The following is a 17638-nucleotide window of genomic DNA, read 5'->3' on the forward strand; positions in this document are numbered from 1 at the left end:
TGTGAGCATATCACAGAAACTTGTAAACTAGGTTGTAAAGCAGAACCATACGAAAATAGAGTAGTTTCCTAATCCTACCTACGTATTATACAATGGGTCTTCCGAGTCGTAAAGCAATTTTTTCTAATAAATAGACAAGATTCTTCACGAGGTCAATCTTGGTAACAGGCCCAATGTTTTTGACTCTACATCTTAAACGCAGCAGATTTCAAAAAGTTGCGGATTCCACAAAAAAAGTTTTGAATTTATTTATGTATAGGTACAGTGCGGGTAAGATAGCCATTCAAAACCCATATAAAACATTGATGCAACTGTGTTCTTTCCAATATAAAGGGTGCTTCTTCTATGTTGCCAACGTTTATTTATACCCAGAGTTTCACACTATGAAGCGACAAATTCCACAATAAATAAAATAAAAAGCATCCCATTCTGGGATGCTTTTCGTACTATTCTGGTTATATAGGTTAGCGAATTTTCATCGCAAGGTCGATAATTTGAGCTCGCATCTGCGGATCACTGTTCAATCTCAGATACATATCATCGATTGGTTGTCTGTTCTCACGGTACGTTTTCTCATGCTTCATCGTCGTGTGAGACCATTCAATCAGTTCATTCTCAGCCAGAACCAGATTGTTATACGCATCATGGAAGCCAGTAGTCTGTACAAGCCCTTCCATCACTTCCTGAGAGATCTCCTCCGTCTTACGTGTATCTTCCAACTTTTTCTCCAGAATGACTGCCTGCTTCTCGAACTGTGTCTTTGCCTTCATGTAGCCCAGCTGGGCCTTCGAATAAATCGGTTTCATTAGCTAACTTCACCCTCTAGATCATTGTGTATTTACCGTTATTGTATCTTAAACTCTAGCAAATTACAAAAATAGTTATTGGTAAAAAACTTATTTCTTCTATTATAAAAGTGTTCTTATCAGTTATATAACAGTCATAAAAAGGACCTGCCCCTTTAGCGCAAGGGACAGGTCCTTCCTAAAATGCATCGATACTATCACATAAATTAACTCAAGTTTTTAGGGAATACTTTGGTACTCTTCTTGAGCAATTCAACCGCGATCTTACCTGCTTCTGCACGAGTCAGGTTTCCTTTCGGGTTAAATGCATACTGTGGTTTGCTTTGGCCGGTAACTGTTACAGGAGATCCTTCCATGATCTTCGCTTTGGTAACGGCTTGCACAGCAGGACCTGCGTAGTTCTCCATGCTGCCCGAGTCGATGAAAGACTTGGCCAATGCACTTTGGAGCTTGTTGTCATTTGCAGCTAACTTGAGCTCAAGTGCTCTCGCTATCATGACCGCTGCCTGTTCACGTGTGAGAGGACGATCCGGTCCAAACACACCATCGGTCAATCCTGTAATGATACCTGCTCTGGCGGCTGTCTCAATACTGTCATAATCCCAAGTATATGAACTTGTTCCAGGCGCCACATCTGTAAATGTTCTTCTGCTATCAGAAGTAATCGGAAGATTCAATCCTTTTACCAAAAGTGTGGCAAACTCTCCTCTGGAAGTCCGATCATCTGTTCCAAATTGTTCAAAACGCAATGGTGCCATAAATCCTTTGGCGTATAATGCATTAAGAATATTTCTGGCCCAACCGTGGTTCGTGATATCGTTGTAACTTCTTCTAAGCTTCATGACCTTATAGTACCCGAAATTATCGAACGGAACGGTTACTGTATGCTTCTTGGAATCCACTTCTCCACCAATACGTTTCCATTCTCTACTTGAAGAGTAGTAGAATACCGAGATTGTGGAGCCCGCGTCATCTACCACGTTAGAATCGTAAGTCAATGTCAATGTACCACGTTGAGATGGTTTGATTTTGCGCTCAGTTGGTGTTAATGGGTTACCATACAATGAATCTATAGTGTATGGACCTATCCCATTTGTTGGTTCTTTGTAGTTGTCAGTGCCTCTTGTGCCCGACTCCCCTAAACCTCCACTAATCCAGTAAATGTCTGAAATCGGACTAAAGTTCACAGAATCTCCCGTGATTGCCGAGAACCTTCTGTAATAATCATCCGGTACGCTTAATGGATTGGGATCTCCTTCTTCTGTTTTGAAACCAACAATACTTCCGTAATCGTTACGACGTTCCACAATACCAGTATTCGGATCTGCAATACCAAACAACAGTTTGTTATTAGGATAGAACTTTGCGATTCCACTGGTGTCTAAACTTTCCATTACCGTCCCTTTGGGGAAGCTTAGCTCGAGCTGTTTATTGAAGGCAGAGTACTTAGTGGCTACTTTAGGAGCCATATACTGTGAATCCACTCCGGTAGCACTAGTATAGTACACTTCAATTGTATTCGTTGTTTTTACACCATTACGATCAATTGTTAGTTTAATTTTGTTCACTTTATCGGATTTGAGTCCAACATAATCAAGAGCAAAACGGTCCGTTTCTGTTCCTTGAAGCTTTTTAGCTGTCTCTTTATCAATAATAACGGACGTTGCTCCCTCTGCCTCAATATCAAAATGAACAAAGTTTTTGTTGACAACAATCTGACTACCTGAAGTAGGTTGCGGAGCTATAATACGATAACCTGCAGCTTCTCTGACCACTTCTACTTTTTGACTTGTCTTTGCTCCAGTTTTGTTGTAAAGGTCCAGTGTGTAGATGTATGTCCCTGGCGTCTCAGCTTTCAGATCTCTTAACCGTACAACAAAGTCCTTTTGATTTCCGGCACGATCCACAATAACATTACCATTGTTCAGGGCATACTCCGGAGAAATTATTGGATCTGCCCAAGTTGTATTACCTGCCGATCCTTCTGGTATATTCACGTCAAAAATAGTTTGAGTCCCCATACTCAGGCTCATTCGAATAGCCCCTGCACCACGTATTGCCAAGTCGAAATTTTTAAGGCTGGTCGTGTATTTCTTGTCGGCAAATGTGAAATCCGTGGACAGGTTAAACAGGTTTTTCACCCATTGATCATCCGGATTATACGGATCAAGGAATGTGGAGCGATTTTTACTTGGTGCAGGCTGGAAATTGTTGATTGTCGATACATTATTATCATTAATGTATATGCGCAATTCTTTGGTTACTTCATTCAGCTGGCCTTTCTCTCCAGTTCCTGTACCCGTTAATACGATGCGGTTTTCCCCAAAGAATAAAGGTCCATTATCCCCGTCAATGTCAATTTGAACGTCTTTAAAGCTTCCGTCCGCGCCCAAAGTCAACTGTTTTTGAGTCGTGTTTGCTGCAGGATGTGTCGAATACACTTTTACACCATTTGCGAAAATCTCTGCTACAAAGTACTTGCTATCTAATGTTGCAAAGTCAACGTACTTACCTTCAACCAATAATTTATCTGTTTTTTTGGAGTTCATGTCATACGTCTGACCATCCGTCAGGTTGCTCACGAAGATGTAGTTTTTGGATGCAAACGAGATCGTCGCATTACGACTTGATGTTGATCCAGCAAACTTGAACTGAACGGTTTGATTTCCGTTTTTGAAGCCTTTGATTTGATAGATGTATTTAGTTGGTGATACTTGTATCGGTGGTGAGAGCTCAATCGAGCTTGTGCTTCTTGGAAGATATTCGGCTGTCAACACACTTCCATTAGGATTTCTGCTGGTTTCTACGAGGATATAGAAATCCGCAGAAGTGACACTTGAACCCGAAAGAGGCACCCCTTCTGGTGCATCACCAGAGCCGCTATAGTCCTTAAGATATTTTAAATTCGTAATAACCGTTTCATTCTCTAGATATTGAAAATTCATATTTACACTTGCTGTGTTTTTTCCATACTTCACACTCAACGAATGATTTTGCAAGCGATCGATCGTAGTATTAGGGGCAGTTCCTGATTCTGTAAACTTCAATGATGGTATTTTAAACGAAATCAGAGCATATGAAGGCGTGTTGATTCCCACACTAGGAATGGGTTCAATTTTTGGAACAATGCCACTCAATGCGCCATCCACCGAGATTTCAGGAACAGCAGTTGTTTTATCATCCGGCAAAAGTAATTGAACAGTTACACTGGCTTGTAAAGGGTCACCTCCATAAGTAGGCCTTTCCGATAGCATACTCTGCGATAGTCCATCCGAACCCTCATTCAAATCCAGTTGAGAGAATGGATTTTCCTCATCATAGTAGAGAAGAGAATAAGTGTATTTATTTTTGTCTACGCCGCTTTCAATTGTGATGATTAGATCATTCTTGCCTGCCTTCAATCGAAGCATTGGCGAGAAAAATGTGCCATCTTGTTGAGACAATGCTGTTGGTAATGCCTCACCATTATTCAAACTTACTGTTACTTTAGAGGAGTTGTGGGCTACACCTTGAATAGTCACATCACCCGTATCTACAACAACCTGTGATCCTTCATTTAGATCAAGATTATCGGCTCCACCCAAAACTTGCAGCTTTTCAATGTATGGTACAGAGTCATACAAGATATAGAAGCTTTCAGAACGTTCGCTTGGTCCCTGGGAACCGGTAAACGTTACTTTGTTCATTCCGGGAAACAATGTAAGTGTTGCTTTAAAACGATTGTCTGGCCGATCTGGATCAACCGTTACAACCGCTGGTGCTACTCGCGTGCTGTCTGGAACCCAAGTGCCATCCTTTAGATTCATCAGTTGAACGTTGGCACCCAATGTAGAGCCTGTTACGTTAGTGAACGTACCCGTTACCGCCTGTTCACTGTTAGTTACAACAAAAGCAGTTGAACGTGATAGCACATCCAAGCCAGTTCCACTCATTTTGAGACCTACTGTATTTTTCAATTGGACGTTCCCAGCATTATCTGGAGTAAAATAACTCGTCTGTCCTGCCGCCGACGCGACTGGTGCAAGGCCTGCTGGTATTAGAGATACAACCAGTGCCACCATCATCAGCCAAATCATCGGCTTCTTCGTACGCTGCATGCAATCATCTCTCCTCTATTTAAGTCAGTTAACTTTTTTATCGGCCGAAAGGTTCCAATTATTTAGTAAAAACAGCAAAATAAACAAAAAACCTTGTCCACAGGGGACAAGGTTTGGGTCTGAAAGAATATTCAATAAGATCAGTAATCAAGCGTTTCTATTTAGGATTTCGACCGGGTCTCCGGGTTCATCTTGACGCGCATACGCATCAGGAAGTTAATGACCGGCCTTCTGGTTTTGCTTACAAGTCCGATGACTTCTGCTCCAACCTGGAGGAAGAACATCATGATACAGATCACGACGAACGTTACCCAGTTGGCTTCGAACATCGCAGCGGAAGATTGGATAATCGCCAGTACACCGAAAAATGCGGCAATACCGTAGATGATCAGCACTGTCTGACGGTGACTGAATCCAAGTTCACGCAAGCAGTGATGCAAGTGACCTTTATCCGGTGAGAAAATCGGTTTCCGTTGTACCGCACGACGAATGATAGCGAAGAAGGTATCCGAGAGCGGCACACCGATAATGATCAACGGTGTAATGAAGGATACGACAGCAATTTGTTTGAATCCAAGCATGGACAGCATTGCCAGAGAGAAACCAAGGAATAGAGATCCCGTATCCCCCATGAAGATCTTGGCTGGGTGGAAATTGAAGAACAAGAATCCAACAATACTACCAAGCAGTACAAGACACATCAAAGCAATCATCATATTACCCATGAGGAAGGACATCACGGCAATGGTACCAATGGCAATACCGGATACACCGGCAGCCAGACCATCCAGACCATCAATCAGGTTAATCGCATTCGTTACACCAACGATCCAGAGAATCGTCAGCGGAATGGAAACCCAAGCTTCCAGTGAGGAGTACGCATCCTGAAAAGGAATATTTACGAAGTCTACACGGATATTGAATCCGAATACGACTACAGCAGCAGCAACAATTTGTCCGAACAGCTTCACTTTGGCTGACAGTTCAAAACGGTCATCCAATGCACCAATCAGTACGATGATCGATCCACCAATCAGAAAAGCACTGACAAAGCTCATGTCTCTTGTCGTAAACCATGCTGACACAAAAGGAAGCAGTGCAGCAACCGTAATGACAAAGGCCAGGAAAATCCCTAAACCACCAAGACGTGGCATAATCCGAGTGTGCACTTTACGAGCATTCGGCGTATCCATTGCTCCGATTCTGACTGCGAACTTTTTGACAAGTGGTGTCAGGGCAAGAGCCAGTCCCATTGACACGATAAATCCAATGATAAAGATCGCTACCATTTGAACATTCGACCCCCAATTATAATACCTGTAAGAAATTATAAATCCCCTGATCTCTTTTTATATATAAATTATTGTTCGTCACTTTTAATAAAAATACCATTTGAACCAGAACGGAGAGGGCAGAAATAACCTGTAGAAGCGAAGCGTTCGCCTTTATCACGGGATTTCAACCTTACAAAGGTTAATAAAAGAAATCCAGGGATAACAGCGATCAAAAGGTTATTCTGACATCGGAGTGGCCATGTGCAACTAAACGTTTTTATTTGAGTGGCACACATGTAATCCGGAATGAATTATACGCTGATCACAGGCGAAATGCCAACCTCAATTTTTAGCAAAAACGTGCATTTTACGCGTAATAGCCTAATTTTAACGGACTTTAGTCACGTTTTCTTTGTCCCGCATCACTTTGACAGCGAATTTCGGAAGCGCAAGCATTCGGCCAGCCCGACTAGGTTCGCGAAGCAGACGATAAAACCATTCCAGTCTTAACTTTTGGAACACTTTAGGTGCACGTTTGGATTTGCCCGAAATCACATCAAAGCTGCCTCCAACCCCCATGGTAACGGGAACTTGAAGCGCATCTTTGTACTTGTGAATCCACGGTTCCTGCGTGTCTGCCCCACGTGCAACAAACAGCAGATCAGGTGCAACTTCACGGATGGAAGCGACAACCTGCTCGTCCTCAGCCGGACCAAAATACCCGTCGCGATAACCTACAATTCGAATCGCCGGATATTGCTCTTGTAACCGAACTGCCGTTTCTTGAATCACCTCAGGTGTGGAACCGAGCAGATACACGCCCCACCGATAGTTTTCTCCAACACGCAGCAATTCATGTAAAAGATCAAATCCAGGCACCCGCTCTGCCACAGGCTCCCCACAATAATTGGCAGCCCATACAACACCTGTTCCATCGGGAACAATCATTTCTGCAGATTGCATAACCTTCATCATCGCTGGATTCTCCAGCGCGGCCATGACCATGATGGGATTGGCTGTGATGACATGGTGCGGCTGCTTTGTAAGCACTGCTTGGCGTAGAACCTCCACCGTTTCTTTCATTGTTAGTTTGGAAAAAGGAATACCATAGATTGAAACGGTAGGTATTGGTCCGGTCTGATTCATCTTATTTCACCCTTTGCGGCCTAAATATTTAATAATTTGCTGAGCAGGCACTTTGGCTTCCTGCTTCAATTCGGTGATGCCTTCTTCATGTTCCTTCAGCCACTGTGAACGCTGATCCAACAGGTTAGCCACTGTCTTCGCCAGTTTATCCCCATCCAGCGCATCCGTACTGCCCACGGTTTCACTATCCAGACGCAGCATGAATTGATCAATCTTCGGATCATACGAGATACCAACGGGTGGAACATACTGCGAAGCTGCATAGATTAGACTGTGCAGACGCATGCCGATAACGACATCACAATTGCTGACTTCCTGCAGCATCAGCTGCGGATCGGTGAGATCCTTGGTAATGCTTACTTCGCTACCCTTGTTACCGAGGTCACCGAGCATTTCCATGACAAACCTTGAAGCCTGCTCATCAATCGGTAAGTGAAATGGCATAAAGCGCAAGTGAACGGCTTTTTTGGAGCAAAGCTTCTTAAGTCCAGCAGCAATCGCTGTAAGCTCTTTACGATCCGACTCCCAGAAACGTACCGAAACGCCGATCACAGGGAGTTTGGTATGAACGCTTGCTCCTTGAGCATTAACCGCGACTGAACTTACTTCTTCCGCATTGGCTTCAGGCAGTGGCAGACCCATCACCGGGTCAGGGACCACATGAATCTGATTCCACTGCAATCCGAGCCCACGTAAGTATTCAGCGGATTGTTCATCACGTACAGATACATAGTTGCAAGCCTTAAAGACCGAACGAATCATCGGATTGAAAATTTTGCGATTTACAGGTCCAATGCCCTGCGCATAAATAAATGTTGGTTTTTTCAACCACTGGGCCAGTTTGATGACACCCAGGTAGTAAGGGATGGATTTCAGTCCAGTTGCATCCTGCAGCAGACTTCCTCCTCCACTTATTAAACCATCACTTTCCTTGATCGCTTCGCGAACTTCCTTCAACTTCATCCGATGTACTGAACGTACACCATACATTGAAGTGGTCCACTCCGGATCACCGGAGAGCACAATCGGCTCAATCGTGACATTCGATCTGTGACTCTCCTCTTCCAGCGCAGTCAAAATTGACTTTAGTACCGCTTCGTCTCCACTGTTGTGGAATCCGTAATATCCTGAGATGACTAACTTTTGAGAAGTGGTGACCATTTTTTCCAACATCCTTCCGCTACTTGCCACACACCCACAGCAACGATACCGAAGATTAAGCCAAGTCCCAATCCCATCACTCCACGAATGAGTGACAATACAGCTGGCGTATGGATATGCGCGAACGTATCCACCATGGACAATTGTCCAATTGCTGCAATAATGAGCACAAAGATGACTTTACGATATTTTAAAGCGGCGAACACGCCAACGATAAACAGCGGGTGTCCCAGCATAAATTCTTTGAATCTTGGTCGCACGCCGAACGTGTCTTCCAGCGTAGTACGCAGGAACATTTCGAACGGTGTAACCGAACCCGAGTTTCCTGTACGGCTCAAATAATAGTATCCAACCACAGCAGCAACCAGTGCCAATACAACCATCAATACGTTAATCGGTGTACGAAGAATATCCTTAATTTGTTTAATGGAAAATGTACCCGAACCACGGTAAAACACAATATAAATTGCTACCAGCGCCATAGGTGCAAAGTGCAACAGGCTAACGCCTCGGAACTGGTTGATAACCAGACTGTACGTAATGCTGTTCAGCAATGCGATGACAAAAGGCACCGCCAGGAACGACAGAATCGATGTTCTTACATATAAGAATAACGTTTGTGCCAGTCGACGACCCGCAGGCGCGTCTGGCTGCCGCTGCTGCTGATAGTTCACTGTACGAACCGCCAGCACCATCGCAATGGTTGGCGCACTAATGGCTACCAGTAATGCAATTCCTTGCTCCAGCAACGTCGGTTTGAGCAAGAATAACCCGGCACTACCCACCAGAGCCAGTGCAAATACAAGCAATGTCAGCAGTGGTACAAAATATGAAACCATAAGCGTAATCATTGCGATTGCACCAATCAAGGCAACCAGCTTAGCATAACGCTGAATGGAAGAATCCTTAACCGTGAACGCTTCAGCTTGTCCGAGTTCGAAGCCGTGTTTACCCATACGTTCAATCGCATGACCTGGCTCACCCAAACTATTGATCAGATTATCAATTGGATTGGTGATCATGGCTTTGGCCGTATTCCGACTTGGCGAAGCATTCATATAGATCATACGAATGTTGCGGTCTTTGGTAGCCAAAACAAAACGGTCAGCAATGGTATCTACATCCAGATTGGCATCCCCGTCACTTAAGGAGTACAGACGAGTTACATTGTAGTCAATTTTATAGGAGAGAGTCTCAAAACCGGATTGTGGTTTCTTCAAATTCTCAATAGCCGCCAGTCCAATATGGTGCTTGTTCAGCAACTGGGCAAACATATCGATACTCTTCATCTCTGCATTATCATTGTACCCTTTCACAGCATCACCATCAAACAAGATGCGCTTTACCCCATTTTCTTCGAAGAAGGTAAGCAGGCGTTCCATGGATTCCTGATTATAAGGCACACTGTCTGAAATCCGTGGCAAAATGTAAAATCCCTTATCACGCAGCATCTTCACGGCAACCGGATCTGGTTGCAAAGGCTGCATGTTGGCATTCTCCGGTGGAGTCTGCAATATTAAGCCGCTACGACCTTCATATTCCCATGGAAGCACAGGAATCTCCCGATCGGCGAACGTTTGTTCAATGATAGGGGTATACGTTTGTGCATTTTCCTCATTTGTGAATAGAACATACGTGTAATTATCGTTAGCAGGAATGACATTTTTGGTCATGTTCGCAAGATCCTGCCCGTTATATACCATCAGACGGCGGGACTTCTTCAACTCATCCAGTGTACTTTCGAACACCGCCATGGTTGTCACTCCGGCGTCTTTCAACCGAGTCAGTTGTTCATTCATGAAGTCTTGCGGATGGGCCTGATAAGCCGAGATATCCAATAGCCCCCGATAATTGAAGACAAGCTCCACCTTTTTGGCGGAAGATTCCGTTTGTACCCGATCACTGATGACAGGGATGGAAGCAATCAAACCGATAATGACAACAATCCACAGCCACTTCCGTGAAGCGGTATTCCAATAAAGCCATTTTTGACGCACTACATGTACCTCCTCAAGTGTTGGAACCAAATGCACGTTCAGCTCATGATTTTCATTGCATAATAGTGAATAAATACCGGATACAAACAGCTTGTGTCAACAAACGTGCATCTATCCGCAATTCATCCAAAATAGACGTAGACATTTACCCTTTTTACCTAAAAGAAAAGCCCCTCCGCCAACCAACCTTACGGTGCGGAGAGGCTTTCTCATGTTCTTGCTCAGTACTGCATTCGTATTTATTGTGCGTCTACACGCGTCATCACCGTAGTAGCCAAACGCTCGATACGGCTTTCCGCGTCTTCCAGGTTCTCTCCGCGCACGGCGAAGTATACTTTGATCTTCGGTTCTGTTCCCGAAGGACGCAGGCAGAACCATGATCCGTCTGCCAAAATAAATTTTAGAACGTTCTCTTTAGGCAAGCCATCCAAGCCAAGGGAGTAATCCAGCACATCTTGTACAGCGATGCCGGCTACTTCTTGTGGTGGATTAGAACGCCAGTCGGTCATTTTCGCCTGAATTTGAGCTACGCCATCTTTGCCTTTCAGCGTACGGGACTCCAGCTTCTCCAGGAAATATCCGAATTGGCTGTACAGCTCTTGCAGGACATCATAGAGCGTTTTGCCTTGGTTTTTATAATAAGCAGCTGCTTCAGCAATCAGCATTGCAGCCAGGACTGCATCCTTGTCACGTGCGTAGCTGCCTGCCAGGTAACCGTAGCTCTCCTCATAACCGAACAAGAACGTATGACTGCCGGTTGCTTCGAACTGGTTCATTTTTTCACCGATATATTTAAAGCCTGTCAGGGTGTTCATCACTTCTGCACCGTAATGCTCGGCAATGACCGCTCCCATCTCGCTTGTTACAATCGTTTTGACAACCGCGCTGTTTTTCGGCAGCTTACCTGTCTCTTGTAATCGACTCAACACATAATGCACCATGATCGCTCCGGATTGGTTACCCGACAGTACGAAATACTTACCATCCTTGTCTTTCACTACCGCACCCATGCGGTCTGCGTCTGGATCTGTACCGATCAGAATGTCAGCACCCACCGATTCACCCAGCTTCATTGCAAGTGTAAATGCTTCGCGCTCTTCCGGGTTAGGGGATTTCACTGTGGAAAATTCAGCATCAGGCTGTTCTTGCTCTGCCACAATGTGAACCTGCTCGAAACCGATCTGTTCCAACACACGACGTACAGGCACATTACCTGTTCCATGCAGTGGAGTGAAGACAATTTTGAAATCACGGCCGACGCCGGATTGAATCAGGTCACGACTGAGACTTAGACTGGCAACGGTATCAACAAATGCCTTATCTTCCTCTTCTCCAAGCCATACAAGCAATCCTTGAGCTTCGGCTTCTTCCTGCGTCAGCTTTTTCACATCCGCGAGGGAAGGAACTTCCTGAATGTATTGAATGACTTTCTCTGCTTCGTGTGGTACCAGTTGGCCACCCTCGTGGTTGTACACTTTGTAGCCATTGTATTCAGGAGGATTATGACTCGCCGTCACCACAATACCGCCGGTTGCTTGCAGATGACGTACACTGAAGGAAAGCTGAGGCGTAGGACGCAGGGAAGTAAACAACTTAGCCACAATTCCATTTCCAGCCAGAACCAAGGCAGCATCCAGTGTGAACTCAGGTGAGAAATGACGGGAATCATGTGCGATCACTACAGAAGGTTTACCTTCTTTGTCGCCATGCTGCTCCAGCAAATAACGGGCAAAACCTTGCGTTGCACGACCCACGGTATAACGGTTCATCCGGTTGCTTCCCGCCCCGATCACACCACGCAATCCACCTGTACCAAACTCCAGATTTCTGTAGAAACGATCCTCCAGCTCTTTCGGCTGATCCTGCAAATCACGAAGCTCCTGTTTCGTCGCTTCATCAATCGAAGCATCCTCCAACCACTGCTGCAATGTTTGTGCTGCTGTTGTGCTTAACTGTTCCATTCCTGCAAACCCCTTCCTTCTATATAAAATTCAATTAAATGCTGAACTATACAATCCTTAGCTTGGGTCAGACAGTGCGAACATGATTTCGCCTTCAGCTACCACTTTGTCGCCTACTTTGGCTGTAGCCTTGCCTTTACCAATTGAACCTTTGAGACGCGTAATTTCCACTTCCAGCATCAACGTATCTCCAGGCACAACTTGTCCACGGAATCGGAAATTGTCCAGTCCCGCCAAAAAGCCGATTTTGCCTTTGTTGCCTTCCAAATTAAGAATGGCTACTGCACCGACCTGTGCCAGAGCTTCTGTAATCAACACACCCGGCATTACCGGATACTCTGGAAAATGACCAATGAAGAAAGGTTCATTAATGGTTACATTTTTCAAACCAACAGCACGTTTGCCATCCTCTATCTCTAAAATCTTGTCCACCAGCAGAAACGGGGGACGGTGTGGGATAATCTCTTGAATCTGTTTGATATCGAGCACAGTATAATCTCCTCTCTGGATGTTTATATGAGAATTCTCCATCATGCAATTGACTCTTAGCACTCCGGTGGTCGTTACGGTTACGGATCGTCCTTCTGATCGCTGTTGTCACCGAATTTTTTTGATCAACCTCAGAGAGGTCAAAATTCGGTGACAAAGGCGAGCGCTTCGCTTCTTCTGAACGATTCCGTTCCCTCCACTTACTTCGGTGCTGCAAGGTCAATTCCAACATGACAAAGTCAAGAACTCATATAAATGGGTTTTTCATTTTAATGTTGTATGAAAAGCATATTTTCAGTTAATACTACTTATATCCTTCATGACTGCAGTAGTGAAGGTTGAGATAAGGGGTCTCTCTTCGCGATGACGAATGTCTTTCGCAGGGGAGGCCTCTTTTGACGTCAAACGTCATCCATCATTATACTGTTTTCAACACCAAAAAGAAAACTCCTGCCTGCGCAGGAGTTTTGCATATATCGTTCATCTACGGAGCGAACACCAAATCATATACATGTTCCCATGTACTCCACTGCAATACGGAACCGATATCCTGTTTGCCCAGTACCACGTAGCCAGCCACCAATCCGCCAGCGAGGGCAAGAACAAGCAGGACCGGAACCAAAAACCATCTTGCGATGCGCCATCCACTCTTCTTCTTCTTGACTTTCGTCTTATCCGGCTTGCTGTTCTGCTGCTGTGTATCTGTCATCACATTCACCTTTTATGCTCTCATATTGTTGGCAAGACCCGACATGGAATCACTGGATGTCAGTGCGCGTGCCGCCAGTTGGTAAGTCCGCTGTCCTTGCATCAGCAAAGCCATCTCTTGTGTCAAATCCACGTTGGATTGTTCAATGTAGCCTGCACGAATCATAGCTGTTGCTTCACGTGTAGCTGCATTAGCTCCAAATACATCATCCTCGGTCAGACCCGCATCCAGACCAAACAGATTATCCGCATACTGCACAAGCCCTTCCGGGCGCTCGATATCTACGAGTTGCAATTGGGCTCCAATCGTTGCATTGGCTTCATTGCCACGACGGATCAACAGATTGCCTTTTTCATCAAATGCAACCTTGCTGTTATTCGGTGCCGTAATGCGATTACCTTGACGATCCAATGCAAAGTGGCCTTCGCCATTGACCAACACCATCATGTCTGGCGCATTGGGATTCGTTTTGGGTCTAGTATCAGGGACAAAATGGAATGCACCCTGACGCGTCCACATTTTCTCACCAATCGCTTCAACCGCAAACATCGCATTGCCTTCAATCGCCAGATCGGTAGGATTGCCTGTCTCATTGAGTGTACCTTGAGTCATATCCTTTGTCACATCAGCCAAACGTACGCCAAACCCGAGGTTGTATCCCATCGGGGTCGAGCGTCCATCCAGCTTGTACTTGTCCGGCTGCTGCTGCACACGTGTCAGTACATCTTCAAAGGCTGCTTGCTTACTCTTATAGCCTGCCGTATTCACGTTGGCAATATTATCGGAAATGACATCCAGACGCTGCTGTATTCCGGTCATGGAGACCATTGCACTAATCATGGAATTATTCATTCGGTGGTTACCCTCCCTGTTTCCTGTCCACCCTCCCAAACCCTCCCTAGTAGGGAGGGCCCCAGATGGCGCTGCCCTCTGGACTCCCGAAACAGGCGGATTAGGTAAGTGGGGTACGATCTTGCTAAGTGACGGTCGTGTGTGTGCGCCGCGACTGCCGGGCTATGATTCCCGCCATAGTTTCACATGGCTGAATCATAGCCCGGCACGCTCTTTATGCGGCGTGTAGCTCCGCGTGGTCTCTCCTTGCTTTGCTTCGCAAAGGACTGTCGAGACCGTCGCTGCGCTCAGCTTAATGCTGCGAAATCCTCGCATAAGCTCGGCTGCGGTTAGGCTTTTGCGCTCCGCGTGGTCTCTCCCTGCTTTGCTTCGCAAAGGACTGTCGAGACCATCGCTGCGCTTAGGATAATACTGCGCAATCCTCGCATAGGCTCAGTTGCGTTTAGGCTTGCGCTTCGCGTGAGCCTCTCCGCTTGCTTCGTAAAGGGGGTTTGGCTCTCCGCTACGCGGCTATATTATACGTTGGCGTTATACACGCCCAACTTCATTGACGGCTTTATCCAGACTGCGGTCGTAGAATTGTACGACCTTCTGGTTCGCTTCATAAGCACGGAATGCTGCGTTCATATCTACAGTTGCCTGTGATGCATCCACATTCGAACCTTCCAGGTAGCCCTGACGGATCTGCACATTATCACCGGCAGCCATCATCCGAGCGGTTGCTCCATTCTGATCATTCAGGCTGAAATTACCATCGCCTTGACGTACCAGTTGGTTGGGTTGATCGATGACGCTGATTCCCAATGTGACTCCTGTAGGTGCACCCGTCTCTGCATTGACGAGACGACCTTGCTCATCCACTTTAAATTGGTCTACCGAGCCTGTCAATACAACAGGTTGTCCATTATTATCCAGAACTTGTGAACCTGTTGAGCTGAGCAGCTGTCCAGTTCCGGTAACCTCGAAGTGACCATCACGTGTATATCTTGTGTTGCCTTCTGCATCCTGTACTGTAAAATACGCCTGAGGTTGGTAAGTTACCGTGCCATCAGCTCGTACAAATTTGCCTGAACCGTCAAACGGGACAGGTTGTCCTGTCTGTGGATCATTCACAGCCAGATTGGACGAAATGGCAAAATCACTCTTTTGCCCACTTTCCATAATGGCTCCCTGCAAATTCATGGACAAACTTTCTTCCGCGAACACACCTGTGTTCAGCTTGCCCAGCCGCTTTGTCGGAAGATTGGCATCTCCGCCTACCAAAGTAATGAGCATTTCCGGGAAAGAACGGCTTACGCTGTTCACTTGTTTATATCCCGTTGTGTTCATATTTACGATGTTCTGCGTTGCGGTGTCATGGCGGCGTTGTTGCGTAATCATTCCCGCGGTAGCGGTGTACAGACCTCTTAACATGTATTAACCCCTCTCCTCAAGCGCTTGTCCTGCATTACAGGATGGCTGCTTGTCCGTTCTGCTTCCCGAGCTTGGGCGAACCTTGCTTTTTATATCGGCAGATTAGAACTTTTTCTTAACCACCTGATCCAAATTATTCAACATAATGCCAGTCCCCTTCACGACACAATGCATCGGATCCTCTGCAACCCATACCGGTACATGCAATTCATTGGACAACAGTTCGTCCAGTCCGTTCAGCAAAGCGCCTCCACCTGTCAACACGACACCTCGGTCAATAATGTCTGCCGCTAATTCTGGTGGCGTCCGCTCCAATACCGACTTGGCTGCCACGATAATAGATTGCACGGAATCCCATAACGCTTCCTGCACTTCATTTCCCGACACCGTTACGGTAACAGGCAAACCGGATACCATATCACGACCGCGAATGTCCATCTCTGTTTGACGACCACCCGGATGCACGGAACCAATCGCAATCTTGAGATCTTCGGCTGTACGTTCACCGATCATGAGCTTGTATTTGGCTTTGATAAACTTGGTAATCGCTTCGTCGAACTTGTCCCCTGCGACTTTAATAGAAGAGGCGGTGACTACGTCGCCCATAGACAGGACTGCAACGTCAGTCGTTCCGCCGCCGATATCCACGACCATATTGCCGCTCGGCTGAAAAATATCCATCCCCGCACCGATCGCTGCCGCTTTCGGCTCTTCTTCCAGAAATACTTCTTTGGCACCGCTGCGCTCAGCAGCTTCACGGATAGCCTTCTGCTCCACGGAAGTAATGTTGGTTGGTGCACAGATCAGAATACGCGGGTGACTGTACCAGCTTCTTGCCCCCACACGATTAATGAAATGTCTAAGCATTGCTTCCGTAATCTCGAAGTCCGCAATAACACCGTCACGCAGCGGTCTAATGGCAACAATGTTACCTGGAGTACGCCCCACCATACGACGCGCTTCTTCCCCAACAGCAAGGACCCGCTTCGTATCGCTTTCAATGGTCACGACGGAAGGTTCATCGAGGACAACCCCACTTCCTTTCACGTGAATAAGCACGTTCGCCGTGCCAAGATCAATACCGATATCCTTGCTAAACATAAAAGAGCCCCCAAAGTGATATTATTTGGTCAGCGTATCCTGTGAAAAAGAGTCCCTTATCACGTCACCGCTCGTTCGACAAAGTGCAACATATATATGTAAAAATCGGGCTGATAAGATGTCATAATTCGATCCTGTACCAGCTTTTAACATATCATACTTCAGGGGAGGGATTCAATGCATGTGTGAGCTTTTTGGCCTACGTCTTTCCGCAGGTCTCTACGATTTAGCGGAAGCCAGCACCTCGCGTTTTTTACCGCTTGTTTTTTTGTATTTAATTTTGGTCGCTTCACCGCCCCGCAAATGACGGATGGACTTGTGATACTCCAGAATGTGTTTCACCTGGTCAGCAAGATCAGGGTTAATTTCCGGCAGACGCTCCGTCAGATCCTTATGCACAGTACTCTTTGACACGCCGAATTCCTTGGCTATGGTACGGACCGTATTCCTCGTCTCAACAATGCAGCGACCAATTTTTATGGTCCGTTCCTTGATGTAATCGTGCACGCTCCCGCCTCCCTACTGTGTGGATAGTTTGGTACATTATATGAGGAGCATGCCTATATATTCGCGGTTTAAAGGTGTGACAAGCTTCGAAGGTCCCATTATTTTCTGAAAAGCACAAAAAGAGC

13 protein-coding genes are annotated in these 17638 nt (G+C 45.9%); all 13 read right to left on the reverse strand.

Annotated features, from left to right (window positions below; translation table 11 throughout):
- Positions 1-464 precede the first annotated feature (464 nt).
- Positions 465-806, reverse strand: a complete 342-nt coding sequence (locus tag BLS14_RS12280) for a hypothetical protein (protein ID WP_053782862.1) — start codon at positions 804-806, stop codon at positions 465-467.
- Positions 807-1012: 206 nt separating this feature from the next.
- On the reverse strand, positions 1013-4903 hold the full coding sequence (locus BLS14_RS12285) for an S-layer homology domain-containing protein (protein WP_063567740.1): 3891 nt from the start codon (positions 4901-4903) through the stop codon (positions 1013-1015).
- A gap of 161 nt (positions 4904-5064) precedes the next feature.
- On the reverse strand, positions 5065-6192 hold the full coding sequence (locus BLS14_RS12290; protein ID WP_090951890.1) for a glycosyltransferase family 4 protein: 1128 nt from the start codon (positions 6190-6192) through the stop codon (positions 5065-5067).
- Positions 6193-6564: 372 nt separating this feature from the next.
- Entirely contained in the window at positions 6565-7323 is a 759-nt protein-coding gene (locus BLS14_RS12295) for a WecB/TagA/CpsF family glycosyltransferase (RefSeq protein ID WP_072733619.1), read from the reverse strand.
- Positions 7324-7329: 6 nt separating this feature from the next.
- Positions 7330-8484, reverse strand: coding sequence for a polysaccharide pyruvyl transferase CsaB (gene csaB, locus BLS14_RS12300; protein ID WP_090951893.1), 1155 nt, complete (start codon positions 8482-8484; stop codon positions 7330-7332).
- Complete coding sequence (locus tag BLS14_RS12305) at positions 8460-10481, reverse strand: DUF5693 family protein (protein WP_090808912.1); 2022 nt, start codon at positions 10479-10481, stop codon at positions 8460-8462. The genes csaB and BLS14_RS12305 overlap by 25 nt, the downstream gene beginning before the upstream one ends.
- 239 nt (positions 10482-10720) lie before the next feature.
- The gene (locus BLS14_RS12310; RefSeq protein WP_090951896.1) at positions 10721-12442 is read right to left on the reverse strand and encodes a phospho-sugar mutase; all 1722 of its coding nucleotides are present in this window, start codon (positions 12440-12442) and stop codon (positions 10721-10723) included.
- A 57-nt stretch (positions 12443-12499) separates the two neighbouring features.
- Positions 12500-12931, reverse strand: coding sequence for a 3-hydroxyacyl-ACP dehydratase FabZ (fabZ, locus tag BLS14_RS12315; protein WP_064641900.1), 432 nt, complete (start codon positions 12929-12931; stop codon positions 12500-12502).
- Positions 12932-13415: 484 nt separating this feature from the next.
- Positions 13416-13640, reverse strand: a complete 225-nt coding sequence (locus BLS14_RS12320; protein WP_024632706.1) for a DNA-directed RNA polymerase subunit beta — start codon at positions 13638-13640, stop codon at positions 13416-13418.
- A 12-nt stretch (positions 13641-13652) separates the two neighbouring features.
- On the reverse strand, positions 13653-14492 hold the full coding sequence (locus BLS14_RS12325; RefSeq protein WP_090951899.1) for a flagellar hook-basal body protein: 840 nt from the start codon (positions 14490-14492) through the stop codon (positions 13653-13655).
- 528 nt (positions 14493-15020) lie between these two features.
- On the reverse strand, positions 15021-15905 hold the full coding sequence (locus BLS14_RS12330; protein ID WP_064641898.1) for a flagellar hook-basal body protein: 885 nt from the start codon (positions 15903-15905) through the stop codon (positions 15021-15023).
- A gap of 102 nt (positions 15906-16007) precedes the next feature.
- The gene (locus BLS14_RS12335; protein ID WP_063567732.1) at positions 16008-17006 is read right to left on the reverse strand and encodes a rod shape-determining protein; all 999 of its coding nucleotides are present in this window, start codon (positions 17004-17006) and stop codon (positions 16008-16010) included.
- A 219-nt stretch (positions 17007-17225) separates the two neighbouring features.
- Positions 17226-17513: a sporulation transcriptional regulator SpoIIID gene (gene spoIIID / locus BLS14_RS12340; RefSeq protein ID WP_024632710.1), complete on the reverse strand. Its 288-nt coding sequence runs from the start codon at positions 17511-17513 to the stop codon at positions 17226-17228.
- Between the last annotated feature and the right edge of the window lie 125 nt (positions 17514-17638).

The organism is Paenibacillus sp. OK060 (genome assembly GCF_900101205.1).
Taxonomy (GTDB): Bacteria; Bacillota; Bacilli; order Paenibacillales; family Paenibacillaceae; genus Paenibacillus; species Paenibacillus marchantiae.